General features: G+C 71.1%; 17 protein-coding genes. 7 read left to right on the forward strand and 10 right to left on the reverse strand.

Going from position 1 to position 18,583, the window contains the following annotated elements:
- Positions 1 to 39 precede the first annotated feature (39 nt).
- The 4 genes from ACIRDU_RS16155 to ACIRDU_RS16170 all read right to left on the reverse strand — a co-directional run bounded on the left by ACIRDU_RS16155 (position 40) and on the right by ACIRDU_RS16170 (position 5,775).
- The gene (locus ACIRDU_RS16155) at positions 40 to 213 is read right to left on the reverse strand and encodes a hypothetical protein (protein WP_403579498.1); all 174 of its coding nucleotides are present in this window, start codon (positions 211 to 213) and stop codon (positions 40 to 42) included.
- Positions 214 to 303: 90 nt separating this feature from the next.
- Positions 304 to 3,618 (reverse strand): S8 family peptidase, encoded by a 3,315-nt coding sequence (locus ACIRDU_RS16160; protein ID WP_403580610.1) that lies wholly within the window; start codon positions 3,616 to 3,618, stop codon positions 304 to 306.
- A 309-nt stretch (positions 3,619 to 3,927) separates the two neighbouring features.
- Positions 3,928 to 5,178: an Ig-like domain-containing protein gene (locus tag ACIRDU_RS16165; protein WP_403579501.1), complete on the reverse strand. Its 1,251-nt coding sequence runs from the start codon at positions 5,176 to 5,178 to the stop codon at positions 3,928 to 3,930.
- Between the two features lie 267 nt (positions 5,179 to 5,445).
- On the reverse strand, positions 5,446 to 5,775 hold the full coding sequence (locus ACIRDU_RS16170) for a hypothetical protein (protein ID WP_403579503.1): 330 nt from the start codon (positions 5,773 to 5,775) through the stop codon (positions 5,446 to 5,448).
- A gap of 109 nt (positions 5,776 to 5,884) precedes the next feature.
- Here ACIRDU_RS16170 and ACIRDU_RS16175 point away from each other — a divergent pair, with 109 nt between their 5' ends.
- Positions 5,885 to 6,196, forward strand: coding sequence for a hypothetical protein (locus tag ACIRDU_RS16175; protein ID WP_403579505.1), 312 nt, complete (start codon positions 5,885 to 5,887; stop codon positions 6,194 to 6,196).
- 46 nt (positions 6,197 to 6,242) lie between these two features.
- On the opposite strand, the gene hutH is transcribed toward ACIRDU_RS16175, so the two are convergent.
- The 3 genes from hutH to ACIRDU_RS16190 form a co-directional block, all read right to left on the reverse strand.
- Complete coding sequence (gene hutH / locus ACIRDU_RS16180; protein WP_403580613.1) at positions 6,243 to 7,781, reverse strand: histidine ammonia-lyase; 1,539 nt, start codon at positions 7,779 to 7,781, stop codon at positions 6,243 to 6,245.
- A 97-nt stretch (positions 7,782 to 7,878) separates the two neighbouring features.
- Positions 7,879 to 9,027 (reverse strand): diguanylate cyclase domain-containing protein, encoded by a 1,149-nt coding sequence (locus ACIRDU_RS16185; RefSeq protein ID WP_403579508.1) that lies wholly within the window; start codon positions 9,025 to 9,027, stop codon positions 7,879 to 7,881.
- A gap of 87 nt (positions 9,028 to 9,114) precedes the next feature.
- A complete protein-coding gene (locus ACIRDU_RS16190) occupies positions 9,115 to 9,915 on the reverse strand; it encodes an enoyl-CoA hydratase/isomerase family protein (RefSeq protein WP_403579511.1) in 801 nt (266 codons plus the stop codon).
- A 228-nt stretch (positions 9,916 to 10,143) separates the two neighbouring features.
- Here ACIRDU_RS16190 and ACIRDU_RS16195 point away from each other — a divergent pair, with 228 nt between their 5' ends.
- Positions 10,144 to 10,824, forward strand: a complete 681-nt coding sequence (locus ACIRDU_RS16195; protein ID WP_403579514.1) for a hypothetical protein — start codon at positions 10,144 to 10,146, stop codon at positions 10,822 to 10,824.
- Between the two features lie 18 nt (positions 10,825 to 10,842).
- On the opposite strand, the gene ACIRDU_RS16200 is transcribed toward ACIRDU_RS16195, so the two are convergent.
- Positions 10,843 to 11,949 (reverse strand): adenylate/guanylate cyclase domain-containing protein, encoded by a 1,107-nt coding sequence (locus tag ACIRDU_RS16200; RefSeq protein ID WP_403579517.1) that lies wholly within the window; start codon positions 11,947 to 11,949, stop codon positions 10,843 to 10,845.
- 229 nt (positions 11,950 to 12,178) lie between these two features.
- Entirely contained in the window at positions 12,179 to 13,045 is an 867-nt protein-coding gene (locus tag ACIRDU_RS16205) for a biotin--[acetyl-CoA-carboxylase] ligase (RefSeq protein ID WP_403579519.1), read from the reverse strand.
- 110 nt (positions 13,046 to 13,155) lie between these two features.
- Here ACIRDU_RS16205 and ACIRDU_RS16210 point away from each other — a divergent pair, with 110 nt between their 5' ends.
- The 4 genes from ACIRDU_RS16210 (at position 13,156) to ACIRDU_RS16225 (ending at position 15,887) form a co-directional block, all read left to right on the forward strand.
- The gene (locus tag ACIRDU_RS16210) at positions 13,156 to 14,760 is read left to right on the forward strand and encodes an acyl-CoA carboxylase subunit beta (RefSeq protein ID WP_403579521.1); all 1,605 of its coding nucleotides are present in this window, start codon (positions 13,156 to 13,158) and stop codon (positions 14,758 to 14,760) included.
- Positions 14,761 to 14,785: 25 nt separating this feature from the next.
- A complete protein-coding gene (locus ACIRDU_RS16215) occupies positions 14,786 to 14,995 on the forward strand; it encodes an acyl-CoA carboxylase epsilon subunit (protein ID WP_031132777.1) in 210 nt (69 codons plus the stop codon).
- A 110-nt stretch (positions 14,996 to 15,105) separates the two neighbouring features.
- The gene (gene mmpB / locus ACIRDU_RS16220) at positions 15,106 to 15,234 is read left to right on the forward strand and encodes a morphogenic membrane protein MmpB (protein WP_403579524.1); all 129 of its coding nucleotides are present in this window, start codon (positions 15,106 to 15,108) and stop codon (positions 15,232 to 15,234) included.
- 32 nt (positions 15,235 to 15,266) lie between these two features.
- The gene (locus ACIRDU_RS16225) at positions 15,267 to 15,887 is read left to right on the forward strand and encodes a Maf family protein (RefSeq protein WP_403579527.1); all 621 of its coding nucleotides are present in this window, start codon (positions 15,267 to 15,269) and stop codon (positions 15,885 to 15,887) included.
- Here the strand turns inward: ACIRDU_RS16225 and ACIRDU_RS16230 are convergent.
- Positions 15,856 to 16,332: a hypothetical protein gene (locus tag ACIRDU_RS16230; protein WP_403579530.1), complete on the reverse strand. Its 477-nt coding sequence runs from the start codon at positions 16,330 to 16,332 to the stop codon at positions 15,856 to 15,858. The genes ACIRDU_RS16225 and ACIRDU_RS16230 overlap by 32 nt on opposite strands.
- Positions 16,333 to 16,675: 343 nt before the next feature.
- Here ACIRDU_RS16230 and ACIRDU_RS16235 point away from each other — a divergent pair, with 343 nt between their 5' ends.
- Positions 16,676 to 18,448, forward strand: coding sequence for a biotin carboxylase N-terminal domain-containing protein (locus tag ACIRDU_RS16235; RefSeq protein ID WP_403579532.1), 1,773 nt, complete (start codon positions 16,676 to 16,678; stop codon positions 18,446 to 18,448).
- Positions 18,449 to 18,583: the final 135 nt, after the last annotated feature.

Raw genomic sequence — 18,583 nt, forward strand, 5'->3', positions numbered from 1 at the left:
CACCCGCGCCCCGGTCGGCGATGCCGAGGTCCTCCCTCATCACTCGAGCAGGACGCCCTGGGCGCTCTCGGCTTCCCGGGCCACGCCGCGGTCGAGCCGCTTGACCGCCGCGTCTACGCCCGCGAGGACCTCGTTCACGGACCGCGAGGCGCGCTCCTCGAAACGCCGCCGCTGCTCGTCGGCCCGGGTGCCGGCGGTGATCATGGCGGTCACGGCGGCGGTCCTGCGAGGACCCTACTGACGCGGCAGGCCCGCCGGAAGCCGAAGCTCCCGACGGGCCGTCAACGCGCCCCGCGCTACGACTTACTTGCCGTAGTACGCGTTGTAGATCGAGATCGTCGACTTGTTGCCCTTCTTGTCGGCGATCTTGGCGTGGAAGGAGATGGCCTTCCCCTTCGCCGGGTTCTTGACGCTCACCTTGCCGTCCTTGACGGTGAGCTTCTTCCAGGTCTGGCCGTAGTCGTACGACACGTACACCGACAGCGACTTCAGGTTGCTGCCCTTGGCCGCGCCCTCGACGGTGACCGGGATCTTGACGGTCTTGTCGGCCGGGACCTTGCTGTCCAGCCCCGTGGTCGCGTGGAAGCGGGCCGTGGAGGCGGGCAGCTGCTTGATGTCGCTGGTCTTCTTCGAGCGGAACGTCCAGCTGGCGTCGACGCGGGTGGAAGCCGCCGCGACCTTGACACTGCGCTTGACCGACGTCGTCAGCCTGTACTCGGCGTCACCGGCCGGGACCTTGAACTGCTTCTCGCCGAACAGCGGGTCGTCGTTGCTGCCGACCTTGGTGCCGTTGCGGTAGAGCGTCGTGTTGACCGCGGAGAACTTCGAGTAGCCCACATTGCCCTTGCCGTCGGCGAACAGCGGCAGGGAACCGTAGATCTGGTCGCCCTCGCGGAAGACACCGAAGTCGGAGGTCAGACGCGGTCCGAAGACGGCCGTGTTGACGGTCTTGGAGTAGCTCTTGCCGGCGGCGAACTTCTGCGTGCCCAGCGTGTAGGCGGCCTCGTCGATCGGGAAGCCGTCCGCGTCCACGCCGCCGTACTGGCTGAACTCCAGCTGCCACTTCACGCCGCCCTGGGCGGACAGGTGGAGCGTGCGGGTGCCGGGCAGGGTCTGCTGCATGCCGATCGAGGAAGCGCCGGAGCTCCACGGCATCCAGCCGACGGCGTTGAGCGCGCCCTTCTTGCCGCCGGCCGCGGCGCCGAGGCCGACCTTCACCGTGGCGAGTTCGCTCGCCTTGTAGTGCTTGGTGAAACCGGTGGCGAGCTGCTTGACCGGGCCGCCGGCGACGGTGTTGTACTCCTCCTTGTCGCCCTTGGACCAGTGGCCGTCCCACTGCTGGGTCACCGAACCGTCGGTGATCTGCGGGCCCACGTGGGCGGTGCGGAAGTTGTCGTACGAGTCCAGCCACCAGCCGAAGCCGTAGCCACCGTCATCGGTTTCCACCGTGTAGTCGGCGGAGGCGAACTCCGACTTGACGCCCGTGGCCGGGACGGTGATGTCCACCGGCTTGGCCTTGCGGGCGTCCAGCGTGATCGTCGTGTTCTTGGTGACGTTCAGCTTGGGCTGCGCGAGCCAGTCGGCGCCCTCGAACTTCTCCGGGTCGTCGCCCGCGTAGATGCTCGTGTTGAGGATGTAGGTGCCCTTGGGAACCCGGGCGGTGACGGTGCCGTCCTCGTCGTACGGCATGGCCTCCTTGCCCTTGGCCAGGCCCGCGATCCCGGTGAGGTCGGCGCTGTAGTACTTCGCCGCCTTGCCGTCGCGGTCGAGGAACTTCAGCGTCACGTCGTACGACTCGACCTCGCGCTGCACCGCCGCCGCCGTGCGAACGGTCTGGCCGCCGCCCGTCGCCGTCACGTACGCCGAGTACGCGCCGTCGACCGTGCCGCCCAGCTTGGTGTTGACGGTGAACGGCACGGAGGCCTTGCCGCCCGCCGGGACCGTCACCGAGGTGGCGCCGAGCTTGAAGAAGCCGGCCGGGGCGGCCTGGCCCTTCGGGTTGGTGGCCGTCGACGTCAGCTTCAGGGTGACGTCCTTCGTACCGAGGTTGCGGTACGTCAGCTCCTTGGTGACCGGCTTGTCGTCGGTGTGCGGCCACTGCTGGACGCCGAAGCTCACGGACGCCGGCTCGGCGACCACGGACTGCTTGATGGCCTGGTCGACCTGGATGCGGCCCGAACCCTGCTCGAAGGGGGTGTACTTGCCGCCCTTGGTGGAGCCGGTGAGGGCGCCCTTCAGTTCGGCGTACTTCCAGTCCGGGTGCTGCTGCTTGAGGATCGCCGCCGCGCCCGCGACGTGCGGGGTCGCCATCGACGTACCGGAGATCGTCATGTAGCCGGCCGGCTTCTCGCCGACCTCCTGGGCTATCTGGTTGCCCGGGGCGGAGGCCGCGGTGATGTCCACGCCGGGCGCGGTCACGTCGGGCTTGAGGGCGCCGTCCATGCCGGGACCGCGGCTGGAGAAGTCGGCCAGCTTGTCCTTGTCGTCGACCGCGCCGACGGTCAGGGCCGCGGCGGCACTGCCCGGGGAGCCGACGGTCTGCTCGCCAAAGTCGCCCTCGTTGCCGGCCGCGATGGCGAACAGGACGCCCTTCTCCTCGGACAGCTTGTTCACCGCCGCTTCCAGCGGGTCGATCGCGGGCGTGTCGCCGCCGCCCAGGCTCATGTTGATGACGTCGGCGCCCTCGGCGGCGGCCCACTCCATGCCGGCGAGGACCTCGGAGTCGCTGCCGAATCCGCCGTCGTCGAGGACCTTGCCATTGAGGATCTTCGCGCCGGGCGCGACACCCTTGTACTTGCCGCCGGACTTCTTGCCGGTGCCGGCCGCGATGGAGGCGACGTGCGTGCCGTGGCCGACCTTGTCGGAGGTGTCGGGCGAGGTGGTGAAGTTCTTGGCGCCGATCACCTGACCCTTGAGGTCCTCGTGGGTGGCGTCGACACCGGTGTCCAGGACGGCGATCTTGACGCCCTTGCCGTCGTATCCGGCTGCCCACGCCTTGGGGGCGCCGATCTGCGGGACGGACTTGTCGAGGCTGGCCTTACGGACGCCGTCGAGCCAGACGTGCGCGATACCGGAGGCGGTCTTCTCGCCGTTGGTGAGCGCGTCCCACAGCTCGGGCGTGTCCTTCTGCGGCGTCTGCACCGCGTCCGCGTTCACGGACTTCAGCGCGTGGCTCAGGGTGCCGGCGTCGCGGACGTCGGCCTTGGTGGCCGCGGCGCTGCCCCGATAGCCCACGATGACCTTCAGGCCCTTCTTCTGGGCCTTGCGGGTCGCGGACTTGTTCAGCTCGGTGACGTCGAAGAGCCGCTGGTCGAGCTTGCCGGTGGCGACCAGGCGGGCCGCGTCGGCCGGGATGACGAGGGTGTGGCCGTCGAGCTTGCGGACCTGGACGGGTATGTTCTCCCGGCCCTTGGCGTGCTCCAGGCCGATGACACGGCCCTTCGCGTCCAGCACGACCCGGTCGCCGGTGATGAGTGTGATGCGGTGCTTGGCGGTCAGGGACGCCGGCTTGGCGGCTGCTGCCGCCTGCTCGCCGTTGGCCGATGCCGGGCTGGTCATACCCGCAGCCAGGGCCACGGCCGCCGCTGTGGCGACCGTGGCCGCGTACGCCCTTTTCACTTGTCTGCGCAAGTTTCCCCCTTGCAGAAGAACCGGGCGAATTCCCCGTTCACCCGGCCGGGGGTGGTCTCGTACGCATGCCCGTACACCCCCCGGAATACGCAGTATGCCGACGGGTGATCACGCGCTCAATAGATGAGAGGAAGGTAAGAATTCCGTCGGCCGACTGTTACACAGCCGTCGGAACTCCGTTACACGACCGCGCGGTTGGAGCCGCGCACAAGAGGTGGACGAGAAGAGACGAAAGGCCGCCGCCCACCCCGGACGAGGGGTGGGCGGCGGCCTTTCGTCAGTGGAGCCGGCGAATCGTCAGAGCGCCGAACCGGCCTTCCAGTCGGCCCAGCTCATGTTCCAGCCGTTGAGGCCGTTGTCCGGCGCGATGGTCTTGTCGCCGGTGTTCTCGACGACCACGACGTCACCGATCATCGAGTTGTTGTAGAACCACGCGCCCGGCGTGTTCGGGTCGTCGGCGCCCTTGGCGTCCTGGAGGCCGACACAGCCGTGGCTGGTGTTGACGCTGCCGAAGATGGACTTCGCGCCCCAGTAGTTGCCGTGGATGAACGTGCCGGAGCTGGAGAGGCGGATGGCGTGCGGCACGTCCTTGATGTCGTACTCGCCCTTGCCGTCGTCGTCCGTGAAGCCCACGGTCGCGCCGTTCATGCGCGTCTCCTTGAACTTTTCGGACATCACCATGACGCCCTCGTAGGTCTTGTTCTCGGGCGAGCCGGCGGAGATCGGGATCGTGCGGACGACCTTGCCGTCCTGCGTGATCTTCATCTTCTTGGTCTTCGCGTCGACGTACGAGACCTGGTTGCGGCCGATCTTGAAGGTGACCGTCTTCTGCTGGACGCCGAAGACGCCCTTGGCTCCCTCGACGCCGTCGAGCGCGAGCTTCAGCGTGACGGTGGAGCCTTCCTTCCAGTAGTCCTCGGGCCGGCAGTCCATGCGGTTGGCGTTGAACCAGTGGCAGGCGACCTCCTGGCCGCTGGTCGTGCTGACCTTGATGCCCTTCTGCACGGCCGCCTTGTCGGTGATCGCCTTGTCGAAGTTGATCGAGACCGGCATGCCGACGCCCACGGTGGTGCCGTCGTCCGGGGTGAAGTTGCCGATGAAGCTGTTGGCCGGGGAGACCGTGGTGAACGAGGCGTTCTCGTGGGCGACGCGACCGTCGGAGTCCTTCGCCTCGGCCGACAGCTTGTAGGTGGTGGACCGCTCCAGCTGGGTGGTGGGCTTCCAGCTGGTCTTGTCGGCGGATATCTGACCGCTGACCTCGGTGCCCTCCGACGTCGTCATCTTCACGTCCGTGAGCGTGCCCTTGCTCACGGTGACGGCGGCGGAGTTGTTGATGGAGGCGTTGTCGGAGCCGTCCTCGGGTGTGATCTTGATCTGGGCCTCGGAGGTCTTCTTCGCCGCGGCCTCGTCGACCTTCGACTGCGAGCTGTCGCCTCCGTCGCTCCCGGAGGCGTTGTCGTCGCCGCCGGAACACGCCGAGAGCATCAGCACTCCGCCGAGCAGTGCGGACGCGACCGTCAGGCCCTTGCGCCGCTTACTGACCGTCATCACACGCTTCTCCATCGTTGCCGATTTCCCCAAAACCCCGAGTGTCCCCGTCGAAAAACTGAGTGCCCCCGTCGGGACCCGTGAGTCCTCGTCCGGAACTTTCAACGCTACGACCGGTTCGTCCGGTTCCCCAGGTCGCGCAGGTGTGGGGATCACCACGTCCGTGACGGACGGTGCCGGTCGATACGGGTGCGGTCGGTGCGCCGCTTGAGACGCGAAGACCCCGGGCGGCGGTTGCCGCCCGGGGTCACGAGTTTCCCGAACAGCTCAGCCGTCGCTGTCCTCGCCATCATCCTCGTCGAGGTCCCACTCCGGCGAATCGGGGTCGTAGTCGATCCGTTCACTGCTCCAGGAGGCCTGCTGGAGCTCCACCCCCGGGACCTGGCTGACCAGGTCGAACGGGTCCACGAGGTACGCCAGGGCCTCCGCGGTGTCTTCCGTCACAGCGCCCTCGGCGTGGGCCCGTTCAGCCGCCGGCATCTCCGCCTCGTCGGCGATCTTGCGCAGCGCGGCCTTGGTGACCGCGTCCGCGTCGTCGACCTCGAGAACGACTTCCACCCGAACCCGTACAAAACGTGATGTCTCTGGAGTGCTCATGGCGCGAGCGTACGTCCAGGTCCTCCTGTGACTTTCCCGTGACCCGCGACTTTCACTAACATCGCCCCACACGGCCAATTCGCCAGCGCCACAAGGGGATCGATATTCCGTGTCATCCGCTCGCCGTCCGTTGCTGACCGCCACCGCCGCAGCGTCCCTGCTGGGCGCTCTGTGGTTCGTCCCGTCCGCGAACGCGTCGGACACCCCGGTGAGAGACGCGGTCTCGACGAGCCCGTCGCCGCAGGTCACGGAGCAGGCGAGGATCGCGGCCACGACCGCGGACGCCTCCGTCACCGGGACCCGTCTCGCCGACACCGGCAGCTTCGACAGCACGCCGTACGTGATCGGCGGGACCTGCTGCCTGACGCTGGGCGCCGGGTTCGTCGTGTACTCGGTCCGGCGGGAACGGCTCGGTTTCTGACGGCGGTTGACGCCGGGCCCCGCCGGACGGCGGGGCCCCTCCTGCCCTACTGGAGCGGCCCGGTGACCTTCTCCACCGCGGCCAGCAGCCGCCCGTCGCGCACGAACGCGTCCGCCGCGGCGAGGTCGGGCGCGAGGAACCGGTCCGGTCCGGGACCCTGGACCCCCGCCTCCCGTACGGCGTCGATGACCGCCTGCGTCGCGGGCGCCGGGGTGAGTCCCTCGCGCAACTCGACGGCGCGCGTGGCGGCGTAGAGCTCGATGGCGAGGACGCGGGTGAGGTTGTCGACGGCCGTGCGCAGCTTGCGCGCCGCCGACCAGCCCATCGAGACGTGGTCCTCCTGCATGGCGGAGGACGGGATGGAGTCGGCCGACGCGGGTACGGCGAGCCGCTTGAGTTCGCTCACGAGCGCGGCCTGCGTGTACTGAGCGATCATCAGGCCCGAGTCCACACCGGCGTCGTCGGCGAGGAACGGCGGCAGGCCGTGGCTGCGGTTCTTGTCGAGCAGCCGGTCGGTGCGCCGCTCGGCGATGGAGCCGAGGTCGGCGGCGGCGACGGCGAGGAAGTCCAGGACGTAGGCGACGGGCGCCCCGTGGAAGTTGCCGTTGGACTCCACCCGGCCGTCGGGCAGCACGACCGGGTTGTCCACGGCGGACGCCAGCTCGCGGTCGGCGACCAGCCGGGCGTGGGCCATGGTGTCCCGCCCGGCGCCGGCGACCTGCGGGGCGCAGCGCACCGAGTAGGCGTCCTGGACGCGCGGGGCGTCGTCCTGGTGGTGCCCGGTCAGGCCCGAACCCTTCAGCACGGCCAGCATGTTGGCGGCGCTGGCGGCCTGCCCCGGGTGCGGGCGGATGGCGTGCAGTTCGGGGGCGAGGACCCTGTCGGTGCCGAGCAGGGCCTCCAGGGACAGGGCGGCGGTGACGTCGGCGGACCGGTAGAGCGTGTCCAGGTCGGCCAGGGCCATGATCAGCATGCCGAGCATGCCGTCGGTGCCGTTGAGGAGGGCGAGGCCTTCCTTCTCGCGCAGTTCGACGGGCTGGATGCCGTGCGCGGCGAGGAGTTCGGCGGCCGGGCGTACGACGCCGTCGGGGCCCTCGGCGTCGCCCTCGCCCATGAGCGCGAGGGCGCAGTGGGACAGCGGCGCGAGGTCGCCGGAGCAGCCGAGGGAGCCGTACTCGTGCACGACCGGGGTGATCCCGGCGTTGAGGAGGTCGGCCATGGTCTGCGCGACCTCGGGCCTCACGCCGGTGTGTCCGGAGCAGACGGTCTTGAGCCGGAGGAACATCAGGGCGCGGACGACTTCCCGCTCCACGGCCGGACCCATTCCGGCGGCGTGCGAGCGGACGATGTTGCGCTGGAGCTGTGCGCGCAGCTCCGGGCTGATGTGCCGGGTCGCCAGGGCACCGAAGCCGGTGCTCACGCCGTACACGGGGTCCGGCTTGGCCGCCAGCGCGTCCACGATCTCGCGGGCCGCGGCGAGGGCGGCCACGGCCTCCTCGGAGAGCTCGACGCGGGCGCCGCCGCGCGCCACGGCGAGCACGTCGGACGCCGTCACCCCGGAAGTCCCCACCACCACAGTGTGCATATCCATATTCAGGAGCGTACGCAGTGAATTCGATGATGTCACCATTGGGGGCGGCGTTCACCCCTTACCGACTACGTCACACGGCCCCGGGCCGGAGTCAGGGCGCGTGCCGGCCCCGGAACCTCCGGCGCTCACCGCCCGCGTCCGTGGACGGCTCGTCCGCCAGCCGCACGACGGGATCGTCGGGTCCGGCCCGTCCGGCCACGACCGGCCTGCTCGCCCGCTCGGCCTTGGCCCGGTACTGGGCGGCGTCGGCGAGACGGAAGAGCCGCCGGGCGGAGCGCACGGGCCCGATCGGATCCTCAGTGGACGCGACCCCGCAGGCCACGCCGTCCCCGAGCTCCAACTCCGCGGCCCTGCGGCACAGTTCGTTGGCCGCCTTCACGACCTGGTCGGCGGACGGCCCGACCGCGAGCAGGCAGAACTCGTCCCCGCCGAGCCGCGCCGCCAGTGCCCCCGGCAGCATCGCCCCGCACAGCGACAGCACCGAGCCGAACCGCTCCAGGAGCCGGTCACCGGCGGCGTGCCCATGGGTGTCGTTGACCCGCTTGAGCCCGTTCAGGTCGCAGACCACGAGACTGACGACGGCCCCGTCGCCGCGGTGCCGCTCGATCGCCCGCTCCAGGCGGACGTCCACGGCACGGCGGTTGGCCAGGCCGGTGAGGGAGTCGGTGAAGGCGAGCCGCCGGGCCTCCTCCAGCCGCTCGGTCTGGGCGATGCCGGCGGCCACGACGGAGGCCAGGACGGTGGCGAAGTCGGCGTCGCCCCGCCCGAAGACGGCCTCGCCGGCCGGCCGGGCGACGTACAGCTCGCCCCAGGCCCGCCCGTGCAGCACGATGGGCGCGACCACGCAGCAGCCGCGGCCCCGGCGCCGCAGGGCGGCCACCCGCTGATGGCAGTACCCGGGCCGCCCGGCCGCGGGCCCCTCGGCGGTCTCCACCCACGCGTCCGGCTCCCCGCCACCGGCCCACTGCTCGTGCAGGAACTCGGTGATCTCCGCGAACTGGTGGACCGGGTAGGCCTCGTCCTCCGGGAACTCCTCCTCCCCCTCTGCCAGCTCACCGACGTTCACGAGGACCCTCAGCCGCCCGAGCTCCCGCTCCCACACCGACAGCGCGGCGAAGCTCCCACCCAGCGCCCGGCACGCCCCGGTGGCCGCGGCACGCCAGGCCTCACGCGACCCGTGCGCGGCCGCCATCCCCTGAGCCAACGCGACGACGGCCGCCAGCCGTCTGTCCTCACCCATCACTCCAGGCTAGGGAGTTTCCAGCCAGACTGACCTGTTTACGACGCGAACGGGGACGACTCGTTCGGCCCGGACCTGCTCAGGCCCCTACTCCCCCGGCCACTGCGGCTTGCGCCGCTCGTTGAACGCCGCGACACCCTCCGCCCGGTCCCCCGAGAACGCCGTGGCCCGCCATGCCGCGTCCTCGACCTCGAGCCCGGCCCGCAGATCCAGCCCCTGCCCGAGCCGCAACGCCCGCTTCGCCGCCCGCAATCCCACCGGCGAGTTCCCGGCGATCCGGCCCGCCAGCGCCAGCGCCTCCTCCCGGTCCCGCCCCTCCTCCACCACCTGGTCGACCAGCCGCAACTCCCCCGCCTCCGCGGCTTCCACCCGCCGCGCGGAGAAGATCAGCTCGGCCGCCCGGGCCGCCCCGACCCGCCGCGGCAGCAATTGCGTACCCCCGCCCCCGGGGATCACCCCGACCGACACCTCGGGCAGCCCCACCACGGCCGTCCGGTCCGCCACGATCACGTCACACGCCAGCGCCAGCTCGAACCCGCCCCCGAGCGCGAACCCGTGCACCGCCGCCACCGTCGGCACCGGCAGCTCCAGCACCCCGGTGTACGCCCCCCGCGTCACCGGCCGCTGCCGCACCAGATCGGCGTCGCTGAACGAGTTCCGCTCCTTCAGATCGGCCCCGACGCAGAACGCCCGCTCATGCGTCGAGGTCAGCACCACCACCCGTACGTCCCGGTCCTCCCCCAGCGCCGCACAGGCCCCGGCGATGGACCGCGCCATCTCCGTCGACACCGCGTTCATGGCCTTGGGCCGGTCGAGGACGAGCTCCGCGACGTGCCCCTGCTCATGCCGCCGCACCAGCACGAACTCCCCGAACCGTTCCTCACTCATGACACCCTCCGGTTAACGCGGGTTAACAAGGTCGACGCTCCGATCATCGCAGCCGCACCCCACCCGCGAAAGGGCGGACGCGTCCGGTTTCCCACCACCCCCGCCCACCCGTTCGAGTGACATCACCCCAACCCCGACCCAACCGCCCATGGGAGCGCATAGCGTGCGTCCGCCACGGCGCACAGGGGGCGCGGGTGCTTTCGGGGAGGGACCGTTTCGGGAGGGGCCGTGAGGACGACGAACACGCCGGCGAAGCCGCCAGAGGACACCAGTGCCGCCACGGCACCCCGCCGGCGTGAGCCGCCCGCGCCGGGCGAGGCGGCCCCGGCCGAAACCGGCCCCTTCGCTCCCCGTGTCCGGGGCCGTCACCGCAAGCCGCGGACCCGCAAGGTCCTGCTCGCCGCCGGCGGCCTCGCCCTGGCCACGGGCGCCCTGAGCCTCCTGCGCCTGACCTCCGGCCCGGGCACCGACGCCGGCACCGTCGAGGCCGGGCCCCGCCCGGACCCGGCCGGCACCGCCACGGACGACGCCACCCACACCGCCACGGCCCTCCCGGCCGCCCCCGACGTGAGCCCCTCGTCACCCACGGCCCTGGGCGGCCCGGCCCCGTCCCCGGCCACCAAGGTGACACGGCCGTCCCCGTCCACCACGACGGGCACCCCCGTGACCTCCACGGCCACCGGCCCCGCCCCCACGACCATCCCCGACCCGCCGAACACCACGGCCCCGGCCCCGGCGCCGACGGCCTCGGGCGGCGCCCCGCGCCCGGCCCCGTCCCCGCCCGCGCCGCCGAGCCGGACCACACCGGCCCCGGCACCCGAGCCCGAGGAGCCGAAGAAGCCGCACGACCCGGGCCTGTGCGTGCCGGTCATCGGCCTCTGCGTGGACTCGCCGGCCGGCCGCCGGTGACGCCCCACGGGCGTCCGGCTACGGCGCGCCGTCCCGCCGCGTGAGCAGCCACGGCTCCACGACGCCCAGTCCACGCACCGGCCGCTGCCACATCGGCTGGAGCCCGAACCGGTACACCGGGGGCTCCTCGCCCTCCTTCTCCGCCGTCGCGGCCTCCTCGGCGGCCTCCGCCTCCGAGGCCGGGGCGTCCTGCGTACGGATCAGCTCCTCGGCGAAGGCGGTGTCGACGAGGACGGCGTCCTTGGGAGCTATCGAGGTGAGCCGGGAGGCCAGGTTCACGGTCGTACCGAACACATCACCCATACGGGTGGTCACCGTGCCGAACGCCATGCCGACCCGCAGTTCCGGCATCGTCTCGTCGTGCGCCATGGTCTCGATCAGACGCAGGGCGATCTCGGCGGCCGTGCCCGCGTCGTCGGCGGCGTACAGCACCTCGTCGCCGAGGGTCTTGATCAGCCGCCCGCCGTTGGCGGCCACCAGGTCGGCGGCCGTGGTCTCGAAGGCCTCGACCAGCTCGCCGAGCTCCTCCTCCTCCATGCGGCGGGTCAGCCGGGTGAACCCGACCAGGTCGGCGAAGCCGACGGCGAGGCGCCGGTCGACCATCTCCTCGTCGTCGGCCGCCTGCACGACCCGTCCGGCCGAGGCGGCGAGCTGCCGGCGCCAGACGTAGACCAGGAACTCCTCCAGCTCGGGCAGGAGCAACTCGACGATCGGGTACGTCACCTCGGTGCGCGTCATGCCCGGCTCGGGCGGCTCGGTCAGCCCCTCAAGGAAGGAGTCGATCTGCCACTCGGCGAGCCGCGCGGTGGTCTGTCCTGTGGACCGGGCCACCTGTACGGCCATCGCCTCGCTCAGCAGCCCCGCCTCGACGAGGCCGGCCAGGCGCCGCAGCGCGAGTACGTCGGCCTCCGTGAGGGCCTTGGCCTGGCCGATGTCGGCGAAGCCCATGGCCCGCCAGAAGCGGGAGGCCAGCTCCATGGAGACACCGGCGCTGCGAGCCGCCTGAAACGGGGTGTAACGGCGCTCGGCGCCCAGGATGAGCCCTTCGAGGCGCAGGGCGAGCGGATCCTCGCCGGAGTCGGCGCCCTGCGCGTCCTCGCCGGAACCCGAGTCGTCGACGGTCACGCGTGTTGCCCTTCCGATCTGTCACGGTCATGTATCGACCGGCCTCAACTCTACGGCAGGTGTGCGCCAGCTCACTCCGTCAGGTCCGGCCGAGGGATTGTGCCCGGCGTTCCCTTGACACTCGGTGTCGATTCCGAGGCTCCTGCGGGCTGGCGCCCCCAGCCCCCGCTGTCGGCCTGAACGGCCTCGTCCTCGATCGCCGGACGGGCTGGAGGCACCTGGGCTGCTGTCAGGCAGGGCGCAGGTGCACGATGTCCCCCGCCCCGACCGGCTGCTGCACGCCCTCCCCCGTCGCCAGGACCAGGCGCCCGTCCCCGTCCACGGCCACCGCTTCCCCCACCACGGCCCGATCCCCCGGCAGCTCCGCCCGGACCATCCGGCCGAGCGTCGCGCAGCCTGCCGCATATGCCTCGTGCAACCCGCACACGCCCGGGTCGCCCGCGGCCGCACGCCACTTGCCGTACCAGTCCTCCAGCGACCGCAGCACACCCCGCAGCAGCGGATCCCGGTCCGTGCTCACCGCCCCGGCCAGCCCCAGCGAACCCGCCGTCGGCACGGGCAGCTCGTCGTCCCTGAGGGAGACGTTGATGCCGACCCCGATGACGACCCCGCCGTCGCCGGCCCCTTCGGCCAGGATCCCGCCGGCCTTGCGTTCCGCTCCCCCCACCGTGACCAGCAGATCGTTCGGCCACTTCAGGGCCGTGTCCACGCCCGCCGCGCGCGACAGCCCCGTCGCCACCGCGACCCCTGTGAGCAGCGGCAGCCAACCCCACCGCGCCACCGGCACCTCGCTCGGCGTGAGCAGGACGGAGAAGAAGAGGCCGGAGCGGGGCGGTGCCGTCCACTGCCGGTCGAGGCGGCCGCGGGCCGCCGTCTGCTCCTCGGCGATCAGCACCGCGCCCTCGGTCACCTCGCCCTTCGCCGCCCGGGCCACCAGATCGGAGTTGGTGGAGCCGGTGCGCTGCACCACGTCCACCTCCGACCACAGCCCTCCCTGCCGCACCAGGCCCCGGCGCAGGGCGGTGACATTGAGGGGCGGACGGTCCAGGTCCGACCAACGGCTTCCGTTCGGCTCTGATGCATCTCGCGGCGTCATGCAAGCCACCCTAGGTGTGGTAAACGCCGCACTGCCGATGCGGAGGCACCCCACTAGTCTACGGATGAGTAACCGTCCCCCCTTTTGAGCAGGCAGGGAGCCGCATCCCGATGTCCGAGCCGGAAGAGCAGCAGCAGCCCGACATTCACACGACCGCGGGCAAGCTCGCGGATCTGAAGCGACGCATCGAGGAAGCGACACACGCCGGCTCCGCTCGTGCCGTCGAGAAGCAGCACGCCAAGGGCAAACTGACGGCCCGTGAGCGAGTCGAGCTCCTGCTCGACGAGGGCTCCTTCGTCGAACTCGACGAGTTCGCCCGGCACCGCTCCACCAACTTCGGCCTCGACAAGAACCGCCCGTACGGCGACGGGGTCGTCACCGGGTACGGCACCGTCGACGGCCGTCCGGTCGCCGTGTTCTCCCAGGACTTCACCGTCTTCGGCGGAGCCCTCGGCGAGGTCTACGGCCAGAAGATCGTCAAGGTCATGGACTTCGCCCTGAAGACCGGCTGCCCGGTCATCGGGATCAACGACTCCGGTGGCGCCCGCATCCAGGAGGGTGTGGCGTCGCTGGGCGCGTACGGCGAGATCTTCCGCCGCAACACCCATGCCTCCGGCGTGATCCCGCAGATCAGCCTGGTCGTCGGGCCGTGCGCGGGCGGGGCTGTCTACTCGCCCGCCATCACCGACTTCACCGTCATGGTCGACCAGACCTCGCACATGTTCATCACCGGCCCCGACGTCATCAAGACCGTCACCGGCGAGGACGTCGGCTTCGAGGAGCTGGGCGGCGCCAGGACGCACAACGCGACCTCCGGAGTGGCCCACCACATGGCGGGCGACGAGAAGGACGCCATCGAGTACATCAAGCAGCTGCTGTCGTACCTGCCGTCCAACAACCTCTCCGAGGCACCGGCCTTCCCGGAGGAGGCCGACCTCGAGGTCACCGACGAGGACCGCGAGCTGGACACGATCGTCCCGGACAGCGCGAACCAGCCGTACGACATGCACGCCGTGATCGAGCACGTCCTGGACGACGCCGAGTTCTTCGAGACCCAGCCGCTGTACGCGCCGAACATCGTCACCGGCTTCGGCCGGGTCGAGGGCCACCCGGTGGGCATCGTCGCCAACCAGCCGATGCAGTTCGCCGGCTGCCTGGACATCAAGGCCAGTGAGAAGGCCGCCCGCTTCGTGCGGACCTGCGACGCGTTCAACGTCCCGGTCATCACCTTCGTCGACGTGCCCGGCTTCCTGCCCGGCGTCGACCAGGAGCACGACGGCATCATCCGCCGCGGCGCCAAGCTGATCTACGCCTACGCCGAGGCGACCGTCCCGCTCATCACGGTCATCACCCGCAAGGCCTTCGGCGGCGCCTACGACGTCATGGGCTCCAAGCACCTGGGCGCCGACCTCAACCTCGCCTGGCCCACCGCACAGATCGCCGTCATGGGCGCTCAGGGCGCGGTCAACATCCTGCACCGCCGCACCCTGGCCGAGGCGGAGGCGGGCGGGGAGGACCTGGAGGCGGTCCGGGCGCGGCTGATCCAGGAGTACGAGGACGCCCTGCTCAACCCCTATGTCGCGGCCGAGCGCGGCTACATCGACGCCGTGATCCTGCCGTCCGAGACCCGCCGGCACGTCGTACGGGGTCTGCGTCAACTGCGTACGAAGCGGGAATCCCTGCCTCCGAAGAAGCACGGCAACATCCCCCTCTAACCCGCAGCGAGCCCAGGAGGCCCACATGACGATCAAGGTCGTACGGGGCAACCCGACCCCGGAGGAGCTGGCCGCCGCCCTGGCGGTGGTCAGGGCCCGCGCCGCGGCGGCAGCGGCGACGCCGCCCGGCGCGCCGGCCACCCGCGACTCCTGGTCCGACCCGTCCCGCATCGCGGCCCACCGCCTGCCCCAGCCGGGGCCGGCGGCATGGGGCCGCACCTATTGGCCGGGGTGAGACCGGCTACCTCAGGGGCGCGGGGAACCGCGCCCCTGTGAACAACGCGGGGCGCCGATTTGAGTACCCCTACTCAGGCGCCCCGCCCCGGGAAGCCGCACGCTGGTGTCATGCTGTGGTCCGACCCCGAGAACGAGCCGCCCGAAGAACTGCGTGACATGCAGGACATGCTGCGGCGGCTGAGCGTTCTCCTGGCCCTGGCCATGATCCTGGCGATGATCGTGATCGGCGTGAGGTGAGACGCCCGGGGTGACGCCGATACGCTGAACGCATGACAGATCAGCCGCGTCGCCGACTCGTCCTCGCCTCCCAGTCCCCCGCCCGGCTCGGACTGCTCCGCCAGGCCGGTCTCGCCCCCGAGGTCATCGTGAGCGGCGTCGACGAGGACGCCGTCACCGCCCCCACCCCCGCCGAGCTGGCGCTCGCCCTGGCCGAGGCGAAGGCGTCCGTCGTGGCGGCCCGGCCGCAGGCCAAGGGCGCGCTCGTGATCGGCTGCGACTCGGTGCTCGACCTGGACGGCCAGGCTCTCGGCAAGCCCGCGGACGCCGAGGAGGCGACCGCCCGCTGGAAGTCGATGCGCGGCCGGGCCGGCACCCTCCAGACCGGCCACTGCGTCTACGACACGCTCACCGGCCGCTACGTGTCCGCCACCGCCTCCACGGTCGTCCACTTCGGCGATCCCACCGACGAGGAGATCGCCGCCTACGTGGCCTCCGGCGAACCCCTCTACGTCGCCGGGGCGTTCACGCTGGACGGCCGCTCGGCCCCGTTCATCGACGGCATCGACGGCGACCACGGCAACGTCATCGGCATCAGCCTGCCCCTGGTCCGGCGGCTGCTGGCCGAACTGGGCGTCGGCATCACGGAGTTGTGGGCGCCGGCGGAGAAGTGACCGGGGGCCCGTCGCCGCTCTTCCCGCCTGCGGGCGGGGCGTCGACGGGCTCGGCCGGGCGGTCGTACGTCATCAGCAGCAGCACGACCAGGGCGAGCACCAGCACCATGAACAGGAATGCGGGCCAGCCGACGAGGCCCCAGGTGAACGCGCCCAGCAGTCCGTGCACGACGGCCGCGCTGATCAGCAGCACGCGTCCGAAGCCCGCCGGGGGCTGGTCCCGCAGCGCGACGAGCAGCGCGACCAGGCCGCACAGGGCGAAGTAGAGGCCGAAGGCGATCCCGCCGATCTTCGAGGACACCGACATCATGTGCGGGTCCAGCCCGGCGAGCGACATGTCCTGCCGGTCGACGACGACCCCCAGGAACCAGTTGAGCGCCGCGACGCCGAACGCCTCGGAGAACAGCACCACCGCCACGACACACGCCACCGGCCTGCGTATCACCGGGCCCACCCTCTTACCTCGTACGTGCGAGACATCGCGAACGCTACTAACCGGTAAACGAGGGGACAAGGGTCCGGCGGGTGGCAAAGAATCATTGGGCCATTCGTAGGGACTCCACAAAGAAACAGAGTGGCCCGCAGCACGTGATGACAGAGACCTTGACCACAGGAGAGGGCTAGGGTTTCCCGGAGGAGTACTGCGTACCGCGGTGCGACAAGGGATTTCGCGGGTCGAGCGAGCCTCGCATCACGCTCCGTGTGGGCAAGCTCACCACTGGGGACGGGTCGAAGTGTCGTGTCGGCTGTCCCTAAACTCGGCTTGTTTCAAGGAGGGAGCCTCAATCGTGCGCAAGGTGCTCATCGCCAACCGTGGCGAAATCGCTGTCCGCGTGGCCCGGGCCTGCCGGGATGCCGGTATCGCGAGCGTGGCCGTCTACGCCGACCCGGACCGGGACGCTCTGCATGTCCGCGCCGCGGATGAGGCGTTCGCCCTGGGCGGTGACACGCCGGGCACCAGCTACCTCGACATCGAGAAGGTGCTGAAGGCCGCCCGCGAGTCGGGCGCGGACGCGATCCACCCCGGCTACGGCTTCCTCTCGGAGAACGCCGAGTTCGCGCAGGCGGTCCTGGACGCGGGCCTGATCTGGATCGGCCCGCCGCCGCAGGCGATCCGCGACCTCGGCGACAAGGTCGCCGCCCGGCACATCGCGCAGCGCGCGGGTGCCCCGCTGGTGGCCGGTACGCCCGACCCGGTGTCCGGTGCCGACGAGGTCGTCGCGTTCGCCGAGGAGCACGGCCTGCCCATCGCCATCAAGGCCGCCTTCGGTGGTGGCGGTCGTGGTCTGAAGGTCGCGCGCACCCTCGAAGAGGTGCCGGAGCTGTACGACTCGGCGGTCCGTGAGGCCGTCGCCGCCTTCGGCCGGGGCGAGTGCTTCGTCGAGCGGTACCTGGACAAGCCGCGGCACGTGGAGACCCAGTGCCTGGCCGACACCCACGGCAACGTGGTCGTCGTCTCCACCCGTGACTGCTCCCTCCAGCGCCGGCACCAGAAGCTGGTGGAGGAGGCCCCGGCCCCCTTCCTGTCCGACGCGCAGGTGGAGCAGCTGTACTCCGCCTCCAAGGCGATCCTGAAGGAGGCCGGCTACGTCGGCGCCGGCACGGTCGAGTTCCTCGTCGGCCTCGACGGCACGATCTCCTTCCTGGAGGTCAACACCCGTCTCCAGGTGGAGCACCCGGTCACCGAGGAGGTCGCCGGCATCGACCTCGTGCGCGAGATGTTCCGTATCGCCGACGGCGAGGAGCTCGGCTACGGCGACCCGGAGCTGCGCGGCCACTCCTTCGAGTTCCGCATCAACGGCGAGGACCCGGGCCGCAACTTCCTCCCGGCTCCCGGCACGGTCACGACGTTCGCCCCGCCGTCCGGCCCGGGCGTCCGTCTGGACGCGGGCGTGGAGTCCGGTTCGGTCATCGGCCCGGCGTGGGACTCCCTGCTGGCCAAGCTGATCGTCACCGGCCGCACGCGCAAGGAGGCCCTGCAGCGGGCCGCCCGTGCGCTGGAGGAGTTCCAGGTCGAGGGCATGGCGACGGCGATCCCGTTCCACCGTGCGGTGGTGAAGGACCCGGCGTTCGCGCCCGAGCTCACGGACTCGTCCGACCCGTTCACGGTGCACACCCGCTGGATCGAGACGGAGTTCGTCAACGAGATCAAGCCGTTCACCGCACCGGCCGATGCGGAGGCGGACGAGGAGCCGGGCCGCGAGACGGTCGTCGTCGAGGTCGGCGGCAAGCGGCTCGAGGTCTCCCTGCCGTCGTCGCTGGGCATGTCCCTGGCCCGGACGGGTCTCGCGGCGGGCGCCAAGCCCAAGCGCCGCGCGGCGAAGAAGTCGGGCCCGGTGGCTTCCGGCGACACCCTCGCCTCCCCGATGCAGGGCACCATCGTCAAGGTCGCCGTGGAGGAGGGCCAGGAGGTCGAGGAGGGCGACCTGATCGTCGTCCTGGAGGCCATGAAGATGGAGCAGCCCCTGAACGCGCACAGGTCGGGCACGATCAAGGGCCTGAGCGCGGAGATCGGCGCGTCGGTGACGTCGGGCGCGGCGATCTGCGAGATCAAGGACTGAGCCCGGACGGACAACCGCCCCCAGGCGCGACCCCGAGTCGCGGCCGCGCCTGGGGGCGCCGCCCCAGCAGCGGGCCATCGTGCCGCTGAGGGCGATGGGGCCCCCGCTCGAGCGAAGCCGAGAGCGAGGGGGCGG

The sequence above is a fragment of the Streptomyces sp. NPDC093598 genome (assembly GCF_044764825.1).
In the GTDB taxonomy this organism is placed as follows: domain Bacteria; phylum Actinomycetota; class Actinomycetes; order Streptomycetales; family Streptomycetaceae; genus Streptomyces.

Excerpts from the sequence above, each read along its gene's own strand:
- ACIRDU_RS16165 (WP_403579501.1), bottom strand. The coding sequence starts at position 5,178 with ATGACGGTCAGTAAGCGGCGCAAGGGCCTGACGGTCGCGTCCGCACTG.
- ACIRDU_RS16170 (WP_403579503.1), bottom strand. The coding sequence starts at position 5,775 with ATGAGCACTCCAGAGACATCACGTTTTGTACGGGTTCGGGTGGAAGTC.
- hutH (WP_403580613.1), bottom strand. The coding sequence starts at position 7,781 with ATGCACACTGTGGTGGTGGGGACTTCCGGGGTGACGGCGTCCGACGTG.
- ACIRDU_RS16185 (WP_403579508.1), bottom strand. The coding sequence starts at position 9,027 with ATGGGTGAGGACAGACGGCTGGCGGCCGTCGTCGCGTTGGCTCAGGGG.
- ACIRDU_RS16190 (WP_403579511.1), bottom strand. The coding sequence starts at position 9,915 with ATGAGTGAGGAACGGTTCGGGGAGTTCGTGCTGGTGCGGCGGCATGAG.
- ACIRDU_RS16205 (WP_403579519.1), bottom strand. The coding sequence starts at position 13,045 with ATGACGCCGCGAGATGCATCAGAGCCGAACGGAAGCCGTTGGTCGGAC.
- ACIRDU_RS16210 (WP_403579521.1), top strand. The coding sequence starts at position 13,156 with ATGTCCGAGCCGGAAGAGCAGCAGCAGCCCGACATTCACACGACCGCG.
- ACIRDU_RS16215 (WP_031132777.1), top strand. The coding sequence starts at position 14,786 with ATGACGATCAAGGTCGTACGGGGCAACCCGACCCCGGAGGAGCTGGCC.
- mmpB (WP_403579524.1), top strand. The coding sequence starts at position 15,106 with ATGCTGTGGTCCGACCCCGAGAACGAGCCGCCCGAAGAACTGCGTGAC.
- ACIRDU_RS16225 (WP_403579527.1), top strand. The coding sequence starts at position 15,267 with ATGACAGATCAGCCGCGTCGCCGACTCGTCCTCGCCTCCCAGTCCCCC.